The 23,422-nt window shown below is 35.3% G+C and carries 22 protein-coding genes and 1 pseudogene; 10 read left to right on the plus strand and 13 right to left on the minus strand.

Going from position 1 to position 23,422, the window contains the following annotated elements; genetic code table 11:
- Positions 1 to 301 precede the first annotated feature (301 nt).
- The 7 genes from argJ to gpmI form a co-directional block, all read right to left on the minus strand.
- Positions 302 to 1,507 carry a bifunctional glutamate N-acetyltransferase/amino-acid acetyltransferase ArgJ gene (gene argJ, locus CQA62_RS05495; RefSeq protein WP_104724925.1) on the minus strand — a complete coding sequence of 402 codons (1,206 nt, stop codon included), beginning with the start codon at positions 1,505 to 1,507 and terminating at the stop codon, positions 302 to 304.
- Positions 1,507 to 2,649 (minus strand): potassium channel family protein, encoded by a 1,143-nt coding sequence (locus CQA62_RS05500; RefSeq protein WP_104724926.1) that lies wholly within the window; start codon positions 2,647 to 2,649, stop codon positions 1,507 to 1,509. The genes argJ and CQA62_RS05500 overlap by 1 nt, the downstream gene beginning before the upstream one ends.
- A 16-nt stretch (positions 2,650 to 2,665) precedes the next feature.
- Positions 2,666 to 2,854, minus strand: coding sequence for a 50S ribosomal protein L28 (gene rpmB / locus CQA62_RS05505; protein WP_104724927.1), 189 nt, complete (start codon positions 2,852 to 2,854; stop codon positions 2,666 to 2,668).
- Between the two features lie 68 nt (positions 2,855 to 2,922).
- Positions 2,923 to 3,870 carry an NAD(P)-binding domain-containing protein gene (locus tag CQA62_RS05510; protein ID WP_104724928.1) on the minus strand — a complete coding sequence of 316 codons (948 nt, stop codon included), beginning with the start codon at positions 3,868 to 3,870 and terminating at the stop codon, positions 2,923 to 2,925.
- A complete protein-coding gene (ccoS, locus tag CQA62_RS05515) occupies positions 3,863 to 4,066 on the minus strand; it encodes a cbb3-type cytochrome oxidase assembly protein CcoS (protein ID WP_104724929.1) in 204 nt (67 codons plus the stop codon). The genes CQA62_RS05510 and ccoS overlap by 8 nt, the downstream gene beginning before the upstream one ends.
- A 4-nt stretch (positions 4,067 to 4,070) precedes the next feature.
- Complete coding sequence (gene alaS, locus CQA62_RS05520) at positions 4,071 to 6,629, minus strand: alanine--tRNA ligase (RefSeq protein ID WP_104724930.1); 2,559 nt, start codon at positions 6,627 to 6,629, stop codon at positions 4,071 to 4,073.
- A 78-nt stretch (positions 6,630 to 6,707) separates the two neighbouring features.
- Positions 6,708 to 8,177: a 2,3-bisphosphoglycerate-independent phosphoglycerate mutase gene (gene gpmI, locus CQA62_RS05525; protein WP_104724931.1), complete on the minus strand. Its 1,470-nt coding sequence runs from the start codon at positions 8,175 to 8,177 to the stop codon at positions 6,708 to 6,710.
- Between the two features lie 140 nt (positions 8,178 to 8,317).
- Here gpmI and fliK point away from each other — a divergent pair, with 140 nt between their 5' ends.
- The 3 genes and pseudogenes from fliK to CQA62_RS05540 all read left to right on the plus strand — a co-directional run bounded on the left by fliK (position 8,318) and on the right by CQA62_RS05540 (position 12,753).
- Entirely contained in the window at positions 8,318 to 9,640 is a 1,323-nt protein-coding gene (gene fliK / locus CQA62_RS05530; protein WP_158653703.1) for a flagellar hook-length control protein FliK, read from the plus strand.
- A gap of 132 nt (positions 9,641 to 9,772) precedes the next feature.
- Positions 9,773 to 10,567, plus strand: a pseudogene (gene flgD / locus CQA62_RS05535) (flagellar hook assembly protein FlgD); the annotation flags it as partial.
- The gene (locus tag CQA62_RS05540) at positions 10,567 to 12,753 is read left to right on the plus strand and encodes a flagellar hook-basal body complex protein (RefSeq protein ID WP_104724933.1); all 2,187 of its coding nucleotides are present in this window, start codon (positions 10,567 to 10,569) and stop codon (positions 12,751 to 12,753) included. The pseudogene flgD and the gene CQA62_RS05540, both read left to right, overlap by 1 nt.
- 4 nt (positions 12,754 to 12,757) lie before the next feature.
- Here the strand turns inward: CQA62_RS05540 and CQA62_RS05545 are convergent, their stop codons facing one another.
- Entirely contained in the window at positions 12,758 to 13,960 is a 1,203-nt protein-coding gene (locus CQA62_RS05545; protein ID WP_104724934.1) for an aspartate aminotransferase family protein, read from the minus strand.
- Positions 13,961 to 14,018: 58 nt separating this feature from the next.
- Between CQA62_RS05545 and CQA62_RS05550 the strand changes: the two genes are divergently transcribed.
- Genes CQA62_RS05550 through motB form a run of 5 tightly spaced genes read left to right on the plus strand, consistent with a single transcriptional unit; the run spans position 14,019 to position 17,393 of the window.
- Positions 14,019 to 14,624, plus strand: a complete 606-nt coding sequence (locus CQA62_RS05550; protein ID WP_104724935.1) for an MBL fold metallo-hydrolase — start codon at positions 14,019 to 14,021, stop codon at positions 14,622 to 14,624.
- A 14-nt stretch (positions 14,625 to 14,638) separates the two neighbouring features.
- The gene (locus CQA62_RS05555) at positions 14,639 to 15,412 is read left to right on the plus strand and encodes a HesA/MoeB/ThiF family protein (protein ID WP_104724936.1); all 774 of its coding nucleotides are present in this window, start codon (positions 14,639 to 14,641) and stop codon (positions 15,410 to 15,412) included.
- Positions 15,400 to 15,822, plus strand: a complete 423-nt coding sequence (locus tag CQA62_RS05560; RefSeq protein ID WP_104724937.1) for a M67 family metallopeptidase — start codon at positions 15,400 to 15,402, stop codon at positions 15,820 to 15,822. Before CQA62_RS05555 ends, CQA62_RS05560 begins: the two co-directional genes overlap by 13 nt.
- A gap of 29 nt (positions 15,823 to 15,851) precedes the next feature.
- A complete protein-coding gene (motA, locus tag CQA62_RS05565; protein WP_104724938.1) occupies positions 15,852 to 16,622 on the plus strand; it encodes a flagellar motor stator protein MotA in 771 nt (256 codons plus the stop codon).
- A gap of 9 nt (positions 16,623 to 16,631) precedes the next feature.
- Positions 16,632 to 17,393, plus strand: a complete 762-nt coding sequence (gene motB / locus CQA62_RS05570; protein WP_104724939.1) for a flagellar motor protein MotB — start codon at positions 16,632 to 16,634, stop codon at positions 17,391 to 17,393.
- Here motB and CQA62_RS05575 read toward each other — a convergent pair.
- From CQA62_RS05575 to CQA62_RS05595, 5 genes are all read right to left on the minus strand, one after another.
- Positions 17,383 to 17,721 carry a type II toxin-antitoxin system RelE/ParE family toxin gene (locus CQA62_RS05575; protein ID WP_104724940.1) on the minus strand — a complete coding sequence of 113 codons (339 nt, stop codon included), beginning with the start codon at positions 17,719 to 17,721 and terminating at the stop codon, positions 17,383 to 17,385. The two genes, motB and CQA62_RS05575, sit on opposite strands and share 11 nt — an antisense overlap.
- Positions 17,670 to 18,800, minus strand: a complete 1,131-nt coding sequence (gene trmA / locus CQA62_RS05580; RefSeq protein WP_158653704.1) for a tRNA (uridine(54)-C5)-methyltransferase TrmA — start codon at positions 18,798 to 18,800, stop codon at positions 17,670 to 17,672. Before trmA ends, CQA62_RS05575 begins: the two co-directional genes overlap by 52 nt.
- Positions 18,797 to 20,323: an AbgT family transporter gene (locus CQA62_RS05585; protein WP_104724942.1), complete on the minus strand. Its 1,527-nt coding sequence runs from the start codon at positions 20,321 to 20,323 to the stop codon at positions 18,797 to 18,799. The genes trmA and CQA62_RS05585 overlap by 4 nt, the downstream gene beginning before the upstream one ends.
- Positions 20,324 to 20,339: 16 nt before the next feature.
- Positions 20,340 to 21,044 (minus strand): flagellar type III secretion system pore protein FliP, encoded by a 705-nt coding sequence (gene fliP / locus CQA62_RS05590; protein WP_408609846.1) that lies wholly within the window; start codon positions 21,042 to 21,044, stop codon positions 20,340 to 20,342.
- 88 nt (positions 21,045 to 21,132) lie between these two features.
- The gene (locus tag CQA62_RS05595) at positions 21,133 to 21,663 is read right to left on the minus strand and encodes a phospholipase D-like domain-containing protein (RefSeq protein WP_232006779.1); all 531 of its coding nucleotides are present in this window, start codon (positions 21,661 to 21,663) and stop codon (positions 21,133 to 21,135) included.
- Between the two features lie 79 nt (positions 21,664 to 21,742).
- Between CQA62_RS05595 and CQA62_RS05600 the strand changes: the two genes are divergently transcribed.
- Together CQA62_RS05600 and gmk are read left to right on the plus strand one after the other, a co-directional pair.
- Positions 21,743 to 22,795 (plus strand): hypothetical protein, encoded by a 1,053-nt coding sequence (locus CQA62_RS05600; protein WP_104724944.1) that lies wholly within the window; start codon positions 21,743 to 21,745, stop codon positions 22,793 to 22,795.
- On the plus strand, positions 22,795 to 23,400 hold the full coding sequence (gene gmk / locus CQA62_RS05605; protein WP_104724945.1) for a guanylate kinase: 606 nt from the start codon (positions 22,795 to 22,797) through the stop codon (positions 23,398 to 23,400). Before CQA62_RS05600 ends, gmk begins: the two co-directional genes overlap by 1 nt.
- Positions 23,401 to 23,422 lie beyond the last annotated feature (22 nt).

Raw genomic sequence — 23,422 nt, forward strand, 5'->3', positions numbered from 1 at the left:
CCTTCAAGATAGTTTACTGTTTTTTTCATTAAGCGTCTCCTTTAAGTCTTAATAGACTATTCTCTCCCCCTAGAGAATAGTCGGGGCTCTATTGTTTATTAGGGTATTATGAATGAGGGTTAATCCTGATTGTTTTATCTTATTTTTATTTCTTTTAAGCTTTTATTTATAATGACACAAGAGGTTTTTAATTACAAAGAGATTTGTTTAAAGATAAAGAGTGTTTTTATGGATGAGTTGTTGGTATTTGAATTCTTTTGTATATGAAAGAAAGATAAAGAAGTTTCTTTTTTATAAACTCTTAGCTTCGATAATCTGAATTAATTTCTATATATTTATATCCTAAATCACAGGCATAAGTAACAAACTCTCCCTCACCCATTCCTAAATCACAAGTGATGGAAAAACTTTCTTTTTTCATTAGTTTGTAGGCTTTTGCTTCAGTTTCACTGTCAAAGCAAATCACTCCTTTTAAATACACGCAAACATTTCCAATAAAAATACTTAACTTTTCCTCATCCGCATCCACTCCGCTTGCACCAATTGTTGAAGCAATTCTTCCCCAGTTGGGGTCACATCCAAAAAGAGCAGTTTTTACAAGCAATGAGTTTGCTAGAGCCTTACTGGCTTTGAGTGCCTCCTCTTCGTTTTTTGCTCCTTTCACTCTAAAACTTACCAATTTACTTGCGCCTTCCCCATCCCTAACTATATCAGTGGCAAGTTTTTTCATCACAATCTCTAAGGCTCTTGTAAATGCATCCTTATCATACACTCCACTTAGTCCATTAGCAAAAAGAAAGACAGAATCATTAGTGCTTGTATCCCCATCAACGCTAATGGCATTAAAAGTATTTTTAGCTACTTTATGCAGCAACTCTCTTTGATCTTCTTGAGGAATAGAGGCATCTGTTGTAATAAAGCAGAGCATTGTTGCCATTGAAGGCTCTATCATTCCTGCACCCTTAGCCATTGCTCCAATACTAAAACTTCCACCATCTTCAAGTTCAATTTTTAATGCAATGCTTTTGGCAAATGAATCTGTAGTTTTAATTGCTTCAGATGCCCTTGTGGCACTCTCTTCACTTCTAGCATTAAGATTGAAGGAAGAAAAAGAGTTGATGAGCTTTTGAGTATCCATTCTTACACCAATTACTCCTGTGCTTGAAGTAATGGGGTTTTGGATTTGTGGAAATTTCTCTATTAAGGCTTTAAGATAATGTTTAATATCTTCAATTCCCTCTTTTCCTGTGAGGGCATTGGCATTTTTGGTGTTGATAAGAATAAAATTACTCTCTTTGCCTTCTAACTCTTGATAAAAATGTTTAATTGGTGCAGCACAAAAGCGATTGCTTGTGAAAATTGCTGTAGGAGTGCAGGGTTTTTGCATATAAATAAAGGCAACATCTAAGGCATGATTTGGTTTAAATCCAGCACTCACTCCATCGGCAAAAAATCCCTCAGGGGCACATACGCCTCCTTTAATAGGAAAAATATCAAAAGTTTTCATCAGCATTCCTTGGTCATTTTTAACTCTTCAGGTTTATTGCGACGCAAAATCATCCGTTTTGTTTCTCTGATATCTTTTCCTGTTCCAATCATTAAGAGTTTGCATTCACTTGAGATAATCGTATCACCTGAAGGCATAGGAAAATATGTGCCATCTTTTTGTGTGATTCCAACCACTGAAACACGTGTAATAGAGCGAAAATTAGCATCTTTGAGTTTTTTAAGAACCATCCAGCTGTATTTGGGGACAACAACCTCTTCAAGATCAAGAGAAGTATCTTTACTATAGGCAAATTGTTCTAAGAGATTTTCCATATCAGGACGCACAGCCATTGCACTTACTCTTTGAGCCATAAGTTTGGTAGGTGAAACTACAGAGTTTGCCCCAAGTTTTTTTAGTCGCTCAATATCTTCTTGGGTATCTGCACTTGCAATAATATAATAAGGGCGTCTTGCCAATTCTTTTTCAAAGAGTCGCACAGATACAATAAGGGCAATATTATCTGCTGAAGTTTTTGAAAAAGTTACAACACCCTTTGCACTTGCTAAATGAGTTCTAAGAATTACGACATCAGTATGAGGATCGCCTTGGATATAGTAGGGATATTTGTATTTTTTTGCCTCTTCTTCAAAATTAGGGCTATTATCTACCACAACAAAAGGAATTTGAGATTCTCTAAAATGCTTTGAGAGTTCAACTGTGTATTCATTGTGGTAACACACAACATAATGGTTTCTGAGGCGAACAATTTTTTGCACCATTTTTTTCTCCTTAATCAAGCGGATTAAAGTTCCATTGCCAATAATACTGACAACTGTTGCAACACTAAAGGCAATGACTCCAGCACCTGCAAACATAATAATTGTTGTAAAAATAATTGTGATGGTTCCAAATTCATTCTCTTTATAAGAGCCAAATCCAGTGTTTGTAAAAGTATAGGCCGTTTGAAAAAAAGCATCTATAAGACTATAGTCTTCAAGCCAAAAGAATCCTAGAGTTCCAATAAGTAAAAAGATTTGAATGAGAAGTAGAGGGAGACGAAAATATTTGAGTTGCTCATAAAGAGCAGAACTCAAATCAACACCTGGTTTTTTTTGTTGTTCTTCTCGCCAATGAATTGCTTGTTTAAATTTTCTAAACAAAGGGATATAAACTCAATTATGAGCGTTTTTTCATTGTTCTTAAAGTAGAAGCAGCAACCTTAATTTTAACTGTGCTTCCATCTTCAAGACGAACTCTTACACTTCTAAGATTTGGAAGTGATCTTTTTTTATTTTTATTATTTGCGTGACTTACATTATTCCCAACCATAGGACCTTTGCCTGTTAAAAAACATTTTCTTGCCATATCTAAACCTTTTATAGAGAATTAAACCTATGATTATATAGATTTAAAGCTAGAAATTTCCTTAAAACTTAAAATCTTTTTGAAATTTCTTGTGCGATGATGTGTGCGTGATTTAAACCAATTGCAATTGAACCACCACTTGAGAGAGCAATATCTCCTGCTATAAATAGTCCTTTTACACTGCTTTCACAATTTGTATCAGTGATTGGAGTATTGCTTTCATTAAGAGCGAGTTTGCATTTTTGTAAGAAATCAAGCGGTGTTGCTCCACCAATTGCATAGATTGCACGATCAAAAATTTCTTTGCTTCCATCTGTAAATTCAACTCCTATTTTCCCACCCTCATCACTTAGTCCTAAAATATCTACACCAAGTTTTGTTTTAAGTTTGCCACTTTGGATTGCTTTATTGAGCTCTTCTGCATTGGTGTCATTAATCCGCGCAAATTCACTTCTTCTATAATTAAGTGTAGTATCAAAGTTATTGCATAAATCATAAGCGTATTCTACTGCTGAGTTTCCCCCACCTACAATCAGCAATTTCTCACCAGCTTTAACACTATTTGCATTAAAATTAACAAAAGAGCGAATAGGAAGAGGGATAGAGTAGCTTGGTTTATTAGGTTGTCCCATTTTTCCAATTGCAATCACTACAAATTTTGCTTCATAACTTTCTCCGCCACTTGTAAAGATAATAAATTTATCTCCATCTTTTTGTACAGATTCGATATCTTTTTTATATTTAATTTCAAGTGTATTTTCTGCAATAAGAGAATTAAAAAGTTCTAAAGTTCCCTCTTTAGTGCCATCTTGAAAATTAATACTTCCATTGAGCGTAACTTCTTGACCCTTATAGTCTCTATCTACTCGCTTTCCATCTTTGTAAAATTTTCTAATAGTCATTGAGTGTTCTTCACCTTTTTCAAAAAGCACAATATTATTTACTCCAAGTTTTTTGGCTTCAATTGCTGTCGCAATTCCTGTTGTTCCTGCACCAATAATTGCTAAATCAAACATTTTTTTCTCCTTTTAATTTATCTTCTTTTTCTTTTGCAAGTTGTAAATCTTCTATGCTGTCATAAAGTACACCTTGCATCATTTTTTTTTCGTCATCAAATTGATGATTTTTTATCCCCCAAATAAAGGCTATCAATCCAATAAAACCTAAAAGTAAGGAAATATAAAGCATCACTCCTACAATTCCTACACTCATTACCTTATCCTATAATATTTTGACTAACATATTGCTTAGCCCTTTGCAAGGCTTGGGCAATTTTGCTTGCATCTTTGCCTCCTGCTGTGGCAAAGTCATCTCGTCCTCCACCATTTCCACCTAGAATTTGTGCAACTTCTTTAATCCACGCATCAGCTTTAAGAGGAGCATTCTTTACCCCTGCACTGAGGGTAATTTTACCCTCTTGATTGCAGATAAGCAAAGCCGCAACTCTATCATATTTATTTTTAAATAGGTCAATTAATTCTTTACTTTCTCCTTGAACTTCAGAAATAATAACTTTTATCCCTTCAATTTCTTCAATGTTAAGATTGCTTGAGTTGTTTGAAAGTTTTTTAATTTTTTCTTTAAGATCTTTGTTTTGTTCTTGAAGTTTTGTAATTGAGGTCAGCAAATCTTGAGTTTTGAGCAAATCTTGAGCTTTTTGGATAAGAGAGAAAGCTTTGAGCGCATACTCATATCCCGCTTTTCCACATACTGCCTCAATCCGTCTTACTCCACTGCTTACCCCGCTTTCTTTAAGGATAAAAAAGCTTCCAATCATTCCTATATCCTCTATATGCAACCCTCCGCAAAGTTCACAGCTATATTCTCCAAAACTCACTACACGCACTTCCTTGCCATATTTCTCTCCAAAGAGAGCCATTGCTCCTTTTGCTTTGGCTTGATCTATACTCATCTCTTGAATTTGAGCTTTGAGGGTTTGAGCAATTAACGCATTGATTCGTTGTTCAATCTCTATAATTTCTTGAGCACTCAATGCTCTAGGGTAACTAAAATCAAATCTTAAACGATTTTCCTCTACCAAACTTCCGGCTTGTGTCACTTCTTCTCCTAAGATTTCTCGCAAGGCTGCATGAAGTAGATGAGTAGCTGAGTGATGCTTGCGAATTTCTATTTGTCGTGTACTGTCAACTTTGGCAAGGACTTCTTGATGGGTTTTTAGGGTGCTGAGTGCTTTTATTTTGCACACTTCTTTTCCAAAGAAATTGCGAGTATCCAAGACTTCTGCAATTAGATTCTCTCCCTCATAAAGCCATCCACTATCTCCAATAGCTCCACCACCTTGAGCATAAAATGGATTTGTTTGAAGCATTGCATATCCTTTAGTATCTAAAGTATCAACCTCAAAGCCCTCTTCATTAAAAAGCATTGAAATTTTGCTTTGTGTGCTTTGAATTCCATTTTTACTTAAACTCTCTTGAGATAGGGTTGCAACCTTTCCAAGATCTGCGCCACTGACTTCATCCCCGCTCCCCTTCCAAGAAGCCTTTGCCATTTCTTTTTGTTTCTGCATACAAGATTGAAACTCAGCAATATCTACTTCAATGCCATAATCTTTAAGCATGTCAGAAGTGAGATCAAGAGGGAATCCATAAGTATCATAAAGTTTGAATGCTACCTCACCACTAAAAACTTTAGAGGTATGCTCTAACTCTTTTTTAAAAAGATTCATTCCCACTTCAAGGGTTTCAAAAAATCTTTGTTCTTCATTTTTGCATTGAGAACTAATCAAAGATTGTTTTTCCAAAAGATAGGGATATGCATCTCCCATCATCTCACACACCTTTTCTACCACTTCATAAAGGAACGCTTGTTTAAGTCCTAATAAATACCCATGACGAAGTGCTCGACGTAAAATTCTTCTGAGTACATAACCTCGCCCTTCCTTATCAAAATGCACTCCTTGGGCAAGTAAAAAAGCTACAGATCTTGCATGATCAGCAATGACTCGATAACTTGCTCCACTCTCATAAACATAGGGTTGACCACAAAGCTGTGCTACCTTATTGATTAAAGGCATAAAAATTGAGCTATCAAAATTACTTCTTTTTCCCTCTAATAGTGCGACAACACGCTCTAGTCCCATTCCTGTATCAATACTTGGTTTTGGCAGGGGGGTGAGTGTGCCATCCTCACTTCTTTCATATTGCATAAACACAAGATTCCAAATTTCTAAGAATCTATCCCCCTCTCCTCCAAAATAATCTTCCTCACCATGAAAATTCTCTGCTCCTTGATCAACAAAAATTTCACTGCAAGGACCACAAGGACCAGTATCCCCCATTTGCCAGAAATTATCTTTATCCCCCATTCTTTTGATTCTGCTTGCATCAATATGATCACACCAAAGTTCAAATGCTTCATCATCATTCTCATGCACTGTCACATAAAGCACATCTTGACTAAAGCCTAAAACTTCAGTGACAAATTCCCATGCATATGCAATTGCCTGTTTTTTGAAATAATCTCCAAAGCTAAAATTCCCCAACATCTCAAAAAGTGTGTGATGGCGTGCAGTATAACCAACATTTTCTAGATCATTGTGTTTGCCTCCTGCACGGATGCATAGTTGAGAACTTGTTGCTCTAGGGATGGATGGGCGTGCAACCTTGCCTATAAAAATATCTTTAAACTGCACCATTCCTGCATTGGTAAAAAGTAGACTAGGATCATCAGGAACTAAGGGCATACTTGCGTAGACTTCATGCCCTTTTGAAGCAAAAAATTCTAAATATTTTGAACGCACGGCACTTTTCATTTAATTTCCTTATTTGAGTTTTTGTAATTTTAGCAAACTCAATTCCTATAAAGTATCCCCCTCTTTGTTAAAAAAGTTTTAAAAGAGTGGCTCTTGCATTTCTATAGGAATGGGGAGATTAAGAAGCTTAAGAATTGTTGGAGCAATATTGGCTAGTGTTCCATTCTTAATTCTTTGCACTCTTTCATCAATGACAAAACACCAAACTTCTCCTACTGTGTGATTGGTTAAAGTGTGGCCTTTTTCATCTTTCATCTCTTCGCAATTCCCATGATCACTTGTGAGCACAATAGAATATCCTTCTTCTTTGGCACATTTTAAAATTTTCCCAATTTCACTGTCTACACATTCTACGGCCTTGATTCCTGCTTCAAATACTCCAGTATGTCCTACCATATCACCATTAGCAAAATTCACCACGATAAAATCAAAACCTTTTTTCATGCTCTCTCTCACAGCTTCTCCCACTTGGGGTGCGCTCATTTGTGGACAGAGATCATAGGTGGCAACTTTGGGACTAGGAATAAGAATGCGCTCTTCTCCCTTGCAGCTTTCCTCAACTCCACCATTAAAGAAAAAAGTGACATGGGCATATTTTTCAGTTTCTGCAATATGAACTTGTGTAAGAGAGTGCTGTGATAAAACTTCAGGAAGAGTGTTTGAGATTTTTTCTTTAGGGAAGAGGGTGGGGAGGGGAAGATTTTCATCATAAGGAGTAAAACAGAGTAAAAAAAGATTTGCAAGAGATTTTCTTTGAAAATAAGAGAAATTTTTATTTGCAAAAACAGTGCTTAACTCTCGCATTCTATCGGCTCTAAAATTCCAAAATACAATCCCATCATTCTCTTTGATTCCTTCAAATTGATTAAACGCACTAGGAATAATAAATTCATCATAAATTCCCTCTTGATATTGTTTTGCAATATATTCATCCAAATTACAATGTTTTGGAGAAGCATTGCTCATTGCTTCATAGGCCTTTTGGATTCTCTCCCATCGATGATCTCTATCCATTGCATAATACCGACCGCTAAGTGTGGCAATTTGGACTTGAGAATCAAGAAAAGGGGAGAGTTTTTGAAGATAGATTTGTACACTTTGAGGAGCAACATCTCTTCCGTCAGAGATAAGGTGAAGCCAAATGGGACGATTTGAGGGTTTAAGTGCTTGAATAAGAAGCAGAAGATGCGAGAGGTGAGAATGCACCCCACCATCACTTAAGAGCCCTACCAAGTGGATTTGTGGACATTTAAAAAGTCTTATAAAATGGGGATGAGAAAAAAAGCTCTCTTTTTTAAGGGCTTGAGAGATTTTAAGCAGATCCTGAAAGATAATTCTTCCGCTTCCTAAAGTGATATGTCCAACTTCAGAATTCCCCATCTGTCCTTGAGGTAAGCCAACCTCTTCTCCATAGGTGCAAAGTAAAGAATGGGGAACATTTGCAAAAAGCCAATCATAAGTAGGGGTTTTAGCATGATAAAAAGCATTGTATTGTGTTTTTGTTGAATGTCCTATTCCATCAGTAATAATCAAAATCGCCTTTTGCATACTTTTCCTTTGATTTAAATAGAAGCATTTTAAGGTTTTTTATGTTTGAAAAACTAAAAATCTCTCAAGCTTTGAGGGGAAGAAGTAGGGAATGTATTTTGCTTGAAAGATGCAATAAATAGATTTTAAAAGGAATGAGTATGGTTGCAAATATGCTTCAGATCACACCTCAAGATAAGGTCCAGTCCAAAAAAGCAAAAGTGAAAAAAAATATAAATTTTGCAACACTTTTAAATGACAAGATAGAAAAAAAACAAAGAATTTCAAATGAAAATAAGGAGATTTTGTCCAAAAAGATTCAAAATCAAAAAGATAAAAAAGATGTAAGATTTGAATTTACCCAAAAAACTTCAAAAGCTAAAAAATCTAAGTTTGAACAAACACAGACCATATCTCAAGAATTGGCTCTAATACCTGCAGATCAGACATTTACACTTAAAGAATCTCTCCCACACAAGGATCAGGCAAAAAAACTCAAATCAAGCAAAAAAATTACTCCTCCCCAAAGTACGCAGGAGCAACTTGCATTGCACACTTTTAAAAAAGCCCATTCTAAAAAATCTCTCACTCCTCTTAAAGAAGCTCTGCAAACCCCACTGCAATCTCAAAACCATGAGCAAAAAACTTTGGGTGATATAGTGAAGCTTGCTGAGGGTCTCAATCTTGCAAAGCTCCAACTCAAAGAAGAAAAACCACAGAAACAAGAGAAAACTCCTCAATTAAACAAGGAAGAAATTCCCAATCTTGCAAACAAAACAAATCAGACATCTCTATTGCAAACTTTACTTACAAAAGAGAAGGCTAAAACTCAAAAAACGCAAGAAATCTCTAAGAGTGAGTATAAATATATTGATAAAGGGGGAGATATCCCTCAATCTCAAGAATTACCTAAAGAACTAAAATTGAGAGATATTGGATTAAATGATCTTCTTAAGATTGCATCTAAGGAGAAGTTAGAAACAAGTGAGGAGAAAATTATTCAAGAAGAGAAAAAAAGTGAAAAAACTCAAGATTTCTCCCTTAATGAACTTAAAAGAGAAACACAATTTAAAATTGCTTCAAGCAAGGAAATGCTTACACAATTCTCTCAACGCATTAAAGAGGAGGTTTTAAACTATAAACCTCCATTTACAAAGCTTTCAATGGAACTTAATCCTGTAGAACTTGGAAAACTTGAAATTACAATTACCAAAAAGGGTAAAGAGCTTCAAATTAATGTCAATGCCAATAATGCTCATGCACTTCAAACCTTTTTGCAAAATCAAAATGAGTTTAGAGCTACACTCTCAAATGCTGGATTTAATAATGTTGAACTTAATTTTTCACAGGGTGAAGGTAGGGGGAGCGGGAGTAGGTCTCAAGAACAAGAACAGCAAAAGAGGAACAAAAATAGCTTAGAGGAAACTATCACAGAGATTTCAGCTCTTGCAAGTATGGAAATCAAAATGGTTCAATACGCATAAAGAAGGATATTGATGACAGAGGTATTAAACAATACAACACCCTCACAGGTTGTGCCTAGTACGAGTGCATCCAAGACACAAAATGCACCCAAAAAAGAAGTTCAAAAAGATGCAGGGCAAACACTTGCAAAAATGACAGGACAAGATATTGCTCAGGCACAAAAGAAAAAAAATCAGCGTAATATTAATGAGTTAGATAATGATGCATTTATGAAACTTTTCTTAGAGCAACTTAAAAATCAAGATCCAACAGCTCCAATGGAGACAGATAAGATCATCACTCAAACTGCTCAACTCACACAAGTAGAGATGATGGAGCAAAATAAAAAGACAATGATGGAAGTTGCAGATGCAATGAAATCTACAAAAGAGGTCAATGAAGAACTTAAAAAATTTCAAGAGGCCTTTAAAGAAAGTCTTGAAGGGTTAAATAAGGGAGTGGACAATGGAGCAAAGGCAAGTGATAATATGACTCAAATGGCATCATTTAATACTGTGGCAATGATTGGAAAAATTGCAGAAACAGATGTGTTTGGAATTGATTTGCAAGAAGGAGGAGAGGTAAAGTTTTCCCTTTATTTTGATGAGCCCATTGATATTTCTAAAGGACACCCAAGTGTTAATATTTTAGATAAAGATAATAATCTAGTCAACACAATTGATCTTACAGATAAAAATGGTCAAAGCGGGTATATTGAATTTACTTGGAATGGTGAGAAAAAAGGTGGGAAGAAAGCCCCAAGTGGAAGCTACAATATTAAAGCAGAATATAATTTAGATGAAAAAAATGGCAAATACCATGAATCAAGAATTGGAAGAGGGGAAGTGCAAAGCGTAATTTTCCAAGAGGGAAAGCCATTTTTAAGAATGGGAGAAATGATTGTGCCTATTGCTTCAGCTCTAGAATTTTATGAAAAGAGTGCAAAATGAATAATACACTGTTAAGTTCATATAGTGGGATTAAAACCCATCAGTTTGGGATTGATAGCATTTCAAATAATATTGCTAATGTTAATACAACAGGATATCGTGAAAGTCGCCCAGAGTTTGAAACACTGCTTTCAGTAAGACCCAATACTGCTTCTAGTAGTCCAACATCAAATGATATTAATTTAGGAGTGAGTGCAAGCTCGAATGCATATTCAACAAAAAGTGGAAGCTATCGAGTGAGCGATGGTGAATTTCATATGGCATACCAAGGAAAGGGTTGGTTTGTTGTAGGAGAAAAAAGTGATGGAGAGATGAGTGTCAGTGAGGGTAAACTCTCTGCCAAACAAAATAATTTTTTTACGCGAGATGGGAGTTTTGGAAAGGATTATGCGGGTTATTTGGTTAATTCCAATGGCTATTATGTTTATGGTGTAAATCTTGGAAAAATCAAGGATAATACTTTTAATTCTACAAGCAAAGAAGAGGATATAAAAGGGCTTTCCTCTACAAAGCTTGAGCCTCTACAAATCCCACAAGATTTATATTTTAAGCCTTTGCAAACCAATAGGGTTGATTTAGCAATTAATTTAAACAAAACGCAAAATCCAGTGAATGCTTATAAAGCTTTCTCTCAAGATGAAAAACTTGATGAGCAAAAAATTTTTGATAGTGATGTTAATATTTTCTTTGCCAACCAAAAGTCTTTAGATTCTCTTATTAACAATGAGGCAACAATTGAATTGACTGATCCAAAGGGTGAGAGTAAAAAATACACCTTTACTTATGGAGATGAGGGGGGAAAAAATCAATTCAGAACAATTGGTGAGCTTAAAAAACTGATTAAAGATAATACAGGTTTAGATCTTAATCTTTATATAGATAAGCAATCAGGTTCTGAACCTTCTATTTCTCTTTCACTCTCAAGCACAACTCTTGCACAAGGCACACTTAAGACAAGTGGGAGTTTTTTTGACTCACTTGGAATGTCTACAGTTAAAGAGGGGATAGATAGAGTGGCACCAGCTTATTCTCCCGTGCAAACTTATGAGCCCAATGAGCTTGTTACCTATCTTGGAATTGTATTTAGAAAAACAGGGGGAAGTGGAAGTGAAAATCCTTTAAATGGAGGTTGGGAAGTTGCAGATACAAGCAGTGTTCCTACTTTTGATCCTCAAAAGCAATACAAAGCAGGGGAAGTTGTCAATAGGGATGGAAATATCTATATGATGGATGAAAATAATCAATTCCTTAAAATTGCACAAGATACAGCCTATGAGATTCCTACTTTTGATCCTCAAAAGCAATATGGGGCTAATACAGTTATCAAATATAATGATAAACTTTATCAAAGAGTGGGAAGCACAGGGAATTCTAATCCTGCAGAAGATCAAGCAGGATGGAAGCCTATCAGTATTGGCAATATCATTTCTAAAGAATTAGAAGTGCCACATTATCAAAGTAATGTTGACGTCTTTGATGCTGATGGAAAAAAATATAGACTTGTGAGTGATTATTATCTTACACAAGGTTTTAATTCTGCTGATAAAAGCAATCAAAGCTGGGATGTCTATAGTTCTGTGATTGATATTGCTAGTGGGAATAAGGCTGGAGAGGTGAGTAAACATACAATTGTTTTTGATCAAAATAATCAACCCATTGCTCCAGAGGTAGAGATAGCTTTTAAGGATGAAAAGATTATTTATAATCTTGCAGGAGTCACAGAGAGAAAAAGCTCCAATGAGCTTTATGCTCCCTCTGAAATTGTTTTAAGTGAGCAAGATGGAAATCCTGCTGGAGTATTGGAGAATACAAGTATTGATGATGATGGTGTCATTTTTCTTAAATTTAGTAATGGCAGACAAGAGGCAATGGGGCGAATTGGGGTTATGGCATTTACTAATGATCAAGGATTGAGTAAAGTAGGAGGGAATCTTTATGGTTTAGAGAGTACGCTTGTAGGGGGAGAGAAAATGCTCAGAAGTGGGAAGCCAATTTTAGGATGGGATGAGAATGGAAAACTTAAATTTGGGGCGATTAAGCATCATTATCTTGAAACAAGCAATGTGGATGTAGGAAGTGCACTCACAGAGCTTATTTTAATGCAAAGGGGGTATTCAATGAATGCAAAGAGCTTCACTGCAGGTGATGAGATGATTAAAGAGGCAATTAATCTTAAGAAATAATTTTTTAAGAAACCTCTTTAGTGCATTTCTCTAGGATCTTTTTTAATCTCCCAAAGCCTTCAGCAATCTCTTCATCACTGATTAATAGGGGTGGGAGAAATCTTATTACATTCCTACCTGAGCGCAAAAGCACAAGTCCATGATTTAGGCTTTCAGAAACAATATACTTTTGAATTTCTTCATTTTGAGCTTGAAGCCCTAGCATTAATCCCATTCCTACTTTTTGAGAAAAAAGTTGAGGATAGTGATTGAATACTTCATCTAAAAATAGATGAAAGGTTTTAATTGTTTTTTGAATGTTTTCATATTCTTCGCTTAAGATTTCAAGCACACTTAACCCTGCTTGACTGCTTAAGTAATTTCCCCCAAAAGTACTTCCATGATCTCCTGCTTGAAATATGTCTTTATGCTTGCTTAGTACCGCACCAATAGGTACTCCACCCCCCAAACCTTTGGCAGTAGTGATAATATCTGGAGTAATATCATAAATATTACTAGCAAAGAATTTTCCACTGCGATAAATTCCACTTTGCACCTCATCAACGATGAGCAAAATCTCCCTTTCATGCAAGAAAGCCCAAAGCTTTTGAACTTCATCTTTGGGCAGTGCATAAATTCCACCCTCACCCTGAATGAGTTCAATCATTACAGCGCAAGTTTCCTTATCGATAAGCTTATAGATTTCCTGTAGATTTTTTGCTCTAATAAATCCTTGTATGTAGGGAGAGAAATAGGGAGGATGAAATTTATCTTGTCCTGTGGCTGCAAGTGTTGCAAGAGTGCGCCCATGAAAACTAGCTTCTAAAGTAATGATTTTGTAGCGTTTTTTCTCAAAGCGAGTTTGACCATATTTTCTAGCTAATTTGATTGCACCCTCATTGGCCTCCGCTCCCGAGTTTGCAAAAAAGACTTGCATATCATAACCGCTAAGCTCGACAAGTTTTTTTGCCAAAAGGGCTTGAGTGGGATTATAAAAAAGATTTGAAGTATGAAGCAAGGTATGAGCTTGATTGCATAGTGCTTGGATGTATTTGGGATGATTGTATCCTATACTACACACCCCAATACCACTAGAGAAATCGATATATTCTCTTCCTTGTGTATCATAGAGTTTTGAACCCTCTCCTTTCACAAATGCAATATCTGATGGTGCATAGGTTTTAAGCAGAAAGTCTTGACTGATCTTTTTGGTCTCTTGGAAATTCATATACTCCCTCCAAAAAAGTTTATATAATTATTCTATCAATAAATTTATAAGGAAGTTTATGGAAATTTTAAAGCATCCCTTTGGAGAATATCAGACCAATTGTTATATTTTAAAATTTCCTCAAGGTGAGCTAATTATTGATGCAGGAATAGGAGCAAGTGATTGGGTGAGGGCAGAATGTAAAAATCCTTTAGCACTTCTTAATACTCATGGGCATTTTGATCATATTTGGAGTAATGCCTCTATTGTAAAAGCTTTTCCTCAAATCCCTTTGATTTGCCATCTTAATGATGCTTTTATGCTGGAGAATGATTGCTTTGAATTGGGTCTTACTCCTAGTATTCCTACTCAACTCATTAACACACAAAAAGGGAGTGAGGAAATTCAAATTGCGGGCATACAAATTATTTTTCATCATTTTCCCGGACATACTCCAGGGTGCTGTATGATTGAGATAGATTCTCATCTTTTTAGTGGAGACTTTATTTTTTATCGTTGCATTGGAAGATATGATTTTATATACAGTAGCCCAAGTGATATGAAAGAGAGTTTGCAGAAATTCAAAAGCTTTCAGAGAGATTTGCCCATTCATCCAGGGCATGGAGAGGATACCACTGTGGCAAGTGAACAAAAACACCTTGATGTGTGGATTGCTCGAATCTAAAACAAGGAGGAAGTATGCTAAGCCAAGAAGAAAAAGTGCGTTATTCTCGTCATCTTATGCTTGATGATGTGGGAGAAGAGGGGCAAGAGAAAATCAAAAAGGGAAGTGTATTGATTATTGGGTGTGGGGCCTTGGGATCACCTAATGCATTGTATTTAGCAGGAGCGGGGATAGGAAAGATTGGTTTAGTTGATGATGATGCAGTAGATATAAGCAATTTGCATCGTCAAGTGATGTACCGCACAAGTGACATTGGCATTTCTAAGACCCAAAGTGCAAAAAATGCAATTTTTGCTCTTAATCCTAGTGTTGAGGTAGAAATTCATTCAACACGTTTTAATATAGATAATGCCTTTGATTTAATTATGGGGTATGATTTTATTATTGATGCAAGTGATAATTTTGTGACTAAATTTTTAGTCAATCAAGCTTGTGTTTTAGCCCAAAAACCTTATGCACATGCAGGAATTGTCCGCTATATGGGGCAGAGTATGACTTACTATCCTGATTGTGTATGCTTGGGATGTCTTTTTCCAACACCTCCAAAAGATGCAAGTCTTTATAAGATGGGTTTATTTGGAACCCTTACAGGGATTTTAGGATCAATCCAAGCAAGTGAAGCACTTAAATATTTTACAGGAGTGGGCACACCTTTAACCAATTCACTTCTTAATCTTGATATTTCAAATATGACTTTTAGAAAAGTTAAAATTACAAAAAATCCTGACTGCCCAGTTTGTGGTAAACATTCAAGCAAGGAGCTTACTCCTCTCTCATGCAACTCCTAATCCCTTCTTTACTTTGGGAGAAACTCCTCTTTCAGGCACAAAGTCAAGCACCTAGAGAGTGTTGTGGATATTTGCTAGGAGAGAGAAAGGGGGAGGATAACATTCTCATAGAGATTTTTCCTATGAAAAATATTCATTCTTCACCTTGTAAATATTTCTCTTTCTCTCCTTATGAGCAACTTAGAGTTTTAAAGGAATTTTCGTATTTGCAAATTATTGGTATATATCATTCTCACCCTCATTCCAAACCTATTGCTAGTCAAGAAGATCAAGCATATATGTTTTTTCACACTTACAGTAATTTAATTATTTCACTTAAAGAAGGAATATCTTTTGCTTCCTATCGTAAAATAAAAGAAAAACTCTATCAAGAAAAAGTGGTTTTTCTAACGCACTTTAAGTATAATTAATGCCTTTTTAGTTTTTATAAGGTAAAAGAATGGATTTATCAACGATTTTAGGTATGGTTTTAGCTGTTGTAAGTATTTCTGTTGGAGATATTTTAGAGGGAGGAAATCCTTTACATATTATCCACCTCAGCTCTGTTCTTATCGTGATTCCAACAGCATTGTTTTCAGCGATGACAGGAACAAATTCTAAGTATATTAAAGCTGCTTGGAAAGAGGTAAAAATGGTTTTTGTAGGCTCTCCTGTAAATCTTCCAGAAAAAATTAAACTTCTTGTTGAATTTTCTACAATTGCAAGAAAAGATGGAGTTTTGGGACTTGAAGCAAGAGTCGCCCAGCTTGATGATGATTTTATGCGAGAAGCACTTTCAAAGATTATTGATGGAATGGATGCCCATGCTGTAAAAGAAGATATGGAAGTTCAAATTGAGCAAATTGAAGAATATTACCATGGGGCAGGGCATTATTGGATTTTAGCTGGTGAGTCTTGTCCAGTATTTGGACTTGTTGGAGCGGTTATGGGTCTTATGCTTGCTTTGCAATTGTTGGATAATCCTGCAAAAATGGCTGCAGGAATTGCTGGTGCATTTACCGCAACAGTTACAGGAATTATGGGTGCTTATGCGATCTTTGGTCCTTGGGGAAATAAAATGATTGCAAAAAGTAAGGATATTGTTAAAGAAAAGGAAATGATTTTAGAGGGTGTGGTTGGGATTGCCAATGGGGATAACCCAAGAAATCTAGAATCTAAACTCTTTGGTTTCCTTGATCCAAGTCAGCCAAAAATTTCACAATTTAATTAAGGAGAGAAAGTGGCAAAGAAGAAAAAATGTCCAGAATGTCCAGCTGGAGAAAAATGGGCTGTTCCTTATGCGGACTTTCTTTCTTTGCTTTTAGCACTTTTTATTGCTCTTTATGCAATTTCTGCTGCAAATACAGAAAAGGTCAAGGCTCTTAAAACAGAGTTTATCAAAATTTTTGATTATGCTCCAAAGCCTGAACAGGCTCAACCTATTATTACAATCCCACCAAATCCAGGAGAGAATCCAGAAGTTACAAGTGGTCAGAAGCAAATAGAGACAGACAAGCTTGCTCAAGAGACAATCACGGAGGCTATTCAGCAAGGTGGGATACTTGAACAAGTGGAAGATGGAATTGTTCTTAAATTGCCAACAAGTATTATGTTTAAGCCCAATCAGTCTACAATCCAAGATCAAGATTCTCTCTTGTTTATTAAACGTATTGTTCAAATCATCAAAAAACTTCCTTCAGATGTTAGAATTGATGTGAGAGGATTTGCAAATAATCCAGATATTGCTACTACACACTTTAAGAATAATTATGAATTAGCTTCTGCCAGGGCTTTGGATGTAATGAATCATTTGATTAAAGAGGGTGTTTCACCCAATAATATTTTCTTCTCTTCACAAGGGCAATATGGCAAACCATTCCAAGGAAGTGAAGAAAAGAAATTGGCTCATGATAATCGTGTAGAAATTTATTTCTTTGTCAAAGAAAATCAAGATCAAAAGGTTCAAGATATGATTAAGGATATCATTTATCCTAAGAATTAATTTTTGGGATTTCTTTCAAACGCTTAAGGGCTAAGTCTAATTCCTTATTGCGTGTACATTGATCTTTTTTGATATAGGCATGTAGAATATAGAGGTTTTTTGAAAAAGTGTAAAACACTCTTAAGCAGTGATGAGAAGATTTCACACGAATCTTAAAAATTCCCTCACAGCGGGTTTTGGTGTGAATATGATCAAGAAAATTTCCTTTTTGTGAGAGTTCATCCAAGAGGGAAAAAGTTTTCTCTCTTAGGTCTTTTGGGAGTTTGTTAAGATAACTTAAGATTCTTGGATTGCAATAAATGATGGTGTAGTTTTTTTCTGAAGCCATACTCCACTCTCAATATGATGGGTATAAGGAAATTGATCAAATAGTGCAAAACGCTTAATCTCATGAGTTTGAAGCAGAACATCCAAATCTTCTTTAAGCGTACAGGGATTGCAAGAAATATAAATAATATTTTTAAAACTTGAAATAAAATTCAGCATAGCTGAATTTCCTACTCCGCTACGTGGAGGATCAATTAAAATATGAGAAAAGTTGTAAGAGCCCAAATCCACTTCCCTTAATCTAAAAAAATCTCTTTGAAATCTTAGAGCCTCAATACTCTCTTCCCCACTTAATCTTGCACAAAAGATATTGGAGAGATGATTGTTTTGTATATTTTGATGCAGTGCCTTTATAGAATTCTTGGCAATTTCTGTGGCAAAAACTTTATGAAATTCTTGAGCAAGAGGAATGGTGAAATTCCCCCCACCACAATACAGTTCAAGCAAATCTTCTTTATTTTTTGCTTCTCTCACACACTTAAGAACAAACTCTAGCATCTTAATATTAGTATAGGGGTTAGGTTGAGAGAATGCATTATCATAGCGAATGAAAGAATATTCTTTTTCTTCAAGCAGTAGTTTATCTTGCAGATATTCACCAGAGAGTATGTTTTTCTTTCCTTTTGAGCGACCAATAATTTGGATTTTAAGCTGTTCTTCTAGCTTTTTTGCCTCACTTTCCCATATGTGATCAAGCGGACGATGATAAAGCAAGGTCAGCAAACTCTCACCTTGGAGTGTGCCTAAAACTTCAAGAGAAAAAAGCTTATGCTTTAGGATTTCTGAGGCATTTAAAAGAGGAAGAAGTTGTTTTAAAAGCTCTTGAAGATGGGGTAAAAGAATAGGGCAAGAATTGATGGGGAGAGGTTGATTGCCTATACTCATTGCATAATGTAAACCTAGATGATCTCTATAAATTCTAAACTCAGCTCTAGATCTAAACCCCTCTTTTGGGCTGGTATAAATTTCTTGCGTATGTAAGCCCAAAGTTTTGAGTGTTTGAATCTTTTTTTGAAGTTGTACTTCATAATCTAGGGGAAGAGAACACCCTCTGCATTGATTAAAGTATTGACATTTCAAGAATTTACCCCATATATCAGTGCAGATCCTGGTCCAACAGGAAGCTCTAAGACAAACACCCATAAATATAATAATGCACACCATCCAATTAAAAAGACAATTGTATAGGGGAACATCATTGAAATCATCGTTCCTATTTTTGTATCTTTTTTATAGCGCATTGCTACTGCTAGGATAATAGGAAGGTAGGCAAGTAGAGGAGTGATAAGATTTGTTGCAGAATCCCCTATCCGATATGCAGCTTGGATAACTTCTGGTGAATAGCCAAGAAGCATGAGCATTGGTACAAAGATTGGAGCAATTAATGCCCATTGGGCTGAGGCTGAACAAATAAAAAGATTAATGGATGCACTCACAAGCACAAAACCAATGAGAAGTAATGCTGGGTTAAGATCAATGCTTTTAAGAAAATTGGCTCCCTGAATTGCTAGGAATGGTCCAAAATTACTCCATTCAAAAAGTTTAATAAATTGAGAAGCAAAGAAAATAATGACAAGATACATTGCCATCATTCTCATTGCACTAGCCATGACCTCAGCAATATCAGTTGCAGATTTGATGCTTTGAGTATAAATTCCATAAATTGCCCCAGGAATAGCAAAAAAGAAAAAAACAAAGAAAATGATTCCTTGAAAAAATGGAGAACCAATAAGAGAGCCTGTTTTTGGGTTTCTAAAAAGACTATCTTGAGGGAGAATGAGAAGAGCAATGAGTATGATATATCCTAAAATCCCTAAAAATGCATAAAAAAGAGCTTTTTTCTCTAAGGGTGTAAGCTTAACTATCTTGTCTTCTTCTTGTCCTTCACTGATGTATTTTCCAAGTCTAGGTTCAACAATTTTTTCTGTGACAATATAGCCTAAAAATGTGATTAAAAAGGTACTGGCCATCATAAAATACCAATTAGCTTCAACACCTACAATATAATTTGGGTTAATGATACGAGCAGCTTGTTGAGTAATTCCTGAGATAATAGGATCAAGTGTTCCGATCAATAAATTTGCAGAAAATCCTCCGCTCACTCCAGCAAATGCTGCTGCAATTCCTGCTAGAGGGTGGCGCCCAAGAGAGTGAAAAATCATTGCAGCAAGAGGGATTAAAACCACATAGCCAAAGTCAGAAACCAAGTTAGACATAATTCCTGAAAAAACAACAATAGGTGTAATAAGTTTTTTAGGAGAGCTAAGCACTAGAGTGCGAATGGCAGTAGATAAAAATCCACTAGCTTCGGCAATTCCCACCCCGAGCATTGCAATAAGCGCTGTGCCTAAGGGAGGAAAGTTTGTAAAATTTGTAATCATATGGGTCGTAAAGCGAACAAATTCTTGCATATTTAAAAGATTAATAATTACAATTTTTTCTCCTTCTTTTCGAGGGTCTGCAATGCTTAGACCAAAGAATTGGGCAATTGCGGAGGAAATGATTAAAAGTAAAATTAAAAGAATAAATAAAATTACAGGATGAGGCAGAAAGTTTCCAGCTTTCTCCAAAAGATCAAGAAAACTCAAACGTTTTTTATGCATTGACTCTCCTTATATTTTATTTAAAGCCATTGACAAGATTTCCTACAAGAAGGTTAAATCCATCAACAAGGACAAAAATGAGAATTTTAAAAGGGAGTGAAATCATTACAGGTGGAAGCATCATCATACCCATTGCCATAAGGATTGAGCTTACAACCATATCAATGACCAAGAAGGGGAGATAGAGTAAAAAGCCTATTTGAAATGCAGTTTTAAGCTCACTGATCATAAAAGCAGGAATAAGTGTAGTGATCGCTACATCATCAGCATTCTGTGGATTAGGTAAATTGCGGATACGATAAAAAAGTGCCAAATCTTTTTCTCTAGTATTGCTAAGCATAAAGTCTTTAAAAGGTTTAACCCCACGTTCAAAGGCTATATCATAAGAGATTTGCTTGTCAATATAAGGCTTTATCCCCTCATCATAAGCTCTTTTGACAGTAGGTTCCATAATAAAAAAAGTTAGAATTAAAGAAAAACTCACAATAATTTGTGTAGGTGGGCTTTGCTGAGTCCCAAGGGCTGTTCTTAAAAATGCAAAAACAATCACAATCCGTGTAAAACTTGTCATGACAAGCACTAAAGAAGGTGCAAGAACAAGTAAAGTCATGACAATGACAACATTAAGTGTATTGACTAATTCTGTAGGTTCATTAGGAGTGCCGATAGAAAGATTAACAGTAGGAATCTGTGGTGCGCAAAGTAAGGCAGTTACACTGATAAAAAATAAAAATAAAAATTTCTTCACTTATTGCCCTATGATAAAAAATAAAGATTTGTAAGCGATTATATCCAAAAATACAACTCCCCTAATAAGGCACACATTGCTCAAACATGAGAGAATAGGTTTGAAGCGCCTTTTGTATACTTTGAGGGTTGGAAGTAAGTATAAAAGTCTCATAATTATTTTCAAATGCATTTTTACTCCAATTCGCAGATCCCAAAATCAAAACGCTAAGATCAATGATGGCCATTTTTTGATGCATTAGACCTTTATATTTATTGTTTTTAGAGGATTTTCCTGAAAGGAGACAGGTTTGGATATTTTTATATTTTGAAAGATATCCAATTGTAGATTGGGGATTTTTTTTATTGCTTTCCATATCATAAATAATATTGATAGAAACGCCTCTTTGTGCTGCTTTTTTGAGAGCTTTTGCAATTTCTTTATTTGTAAAGCTATAAATAGAAATGCTGATATTTTGTTGCGCACTATTAATGAGAGAAATAAGATGGATAAGAGCTTGCCTACTTTCAAATGGCATGAAATAAACAATTTCATTTGCCAAAGTAACAGTACTTAGCAAACAAATCAAGAAAAAAATATGTAATTTTTTCAACTTTATGTCCTTTTTAATAAGTCATCTACGAATATTAGCTTATAATCAAAGATTAAAATCTTTATCTTTGGAGTTTGTTGTGAAAATTTTACTTGTAAATAATAATCAAGTCGTGCAAAAACTCATTGATGTTACGACAAGAAAAGTTGATTGTGAACTCACAACCCTTATTTCATTTGAAGAATTTGAAAAACAGAGTGATATCAAAAAATATGATTTAGTTGTTTTTGATCAAGAAGTTTTAGAAGGATATAAGGGTGATTTTTCTTTTTTAAAAGGGAATAAGAGCATTATCCTATACTCTCAAGTTCTACAAGATGATGCCCTTCTTTCGCATTTTACCTATACGATAAAAAAACCTTTTTTGCCCAATGAATTTTTAACTTTACTTGTGAGTGCAAAACAAAATCTACAAAAAAAGCAAAAAGAAGAGTTTGCTAATCTTGATGAAAAGGAAATGTTTGTCAATATTGATGCAGAAGATGAGGTAGAGAAAAATGATGATCTTGATGATCTTTTAAATGAACTTAATATCCCAGCAGATCATTCATTAGCGAATGAAGAAAATGCTGATGATGATTTGGATGCTTTACTCAAAGATTTACCAGAAGAAGAGGGGTTTGAGCAAGATCATTTTCAAACAGCAACTCAACAAGAGATTCAAACTGCCAAAGAGAGAGAAGGGGAAGTTAGGGAACTTGATGAAATCCAAGAAGAGGATATTCAAGAAGATGCTTTACAAAAAGATCAAGCTCTAGAAACACAAGAAGCATTAGATCAGGTCGCTCAAGATGAAAATAAGGAAGTGGAGAGTGAGAAAGATGGAGATGAAGAATATGAGTTAAGCAAGATCTTTGATCAGAGTGAAGCGCAAACACAAGAAGTTGAGGAAGAAGATCAGGAGGAGAAAGATTCTCATATTGGTGGAGCCTTAGATCTTGCAGAGATTGCAAAAGTTCAAAATCTTTTGGATGAGGTGCAAAAAAGTGGTGGAAAAGTTGGAGGAGAATCTCATAAAGAGATTGAGTTATTCCAAAGTTTGCTTTCTTCAAAATCACCTGAAGGCATTAGAGAGATTTTAGATGGAATGCAATTAACCATTAATATTTCTTTCCCTAAAAAGGAGAATTAATGGGGGCAATTCTTATTCTTTCTGGACCTAGTGGAAGTGGTAAAAGCACACTTTGTTCAGCTATTTCTAAAGAGATTACAAATATTTATTTCTCTATTTCTTCAACTACGCGAAAACCGCGAGAAGGTGAAGTGAACGGAAGAGAGTATCATTTTCTTTCTCAAGAAGAATTTTTAAAAGATGTAGAAGAGAATAAGTTTTTAGAATGGGCACAGGTGCATACAAATTATTATGGGACTTCATTACGACCAGTAGAAAAAGCGCTGAGCGAGGGGAAAATTGTAGTTTTTGATGTAGATGTTCAAGGACATCATAGTATTAAAAAACATTATGGTTCTCTTGCAACTTCAGTTTTTATCACCACTCCAACAAAACAAGTGCTTGCAGAGAGATTAAAAAATCGAAAAACTGATGAGCAAAATATTATTGAATTGCGATTGATGCATGCATATAATGAGATGCAACATATTGACGAGTTTGATTATTTGATTATTAATGACAATATTGAGGAGGCAAAGAGCTCGATCCTCTCTATTGTTCAGAGTTTGAAATGTAAGCAAACAAGTTTGAAAACGCAAAAAATACTTAAAGAGTGGATTGAGTAAAGGTATAATAGACTGTTTTGAA

The organism is Helicobacter cholecystus (assembly GCF_003364215.1).
Taxonomy (GTDB): domain Bacteria; phylum Campylobacterota; class Campylobacteria; order Campylobacterales; family Helicobacteraceae; genus Helicobacter_G; species Helicobacter_G cholecystus.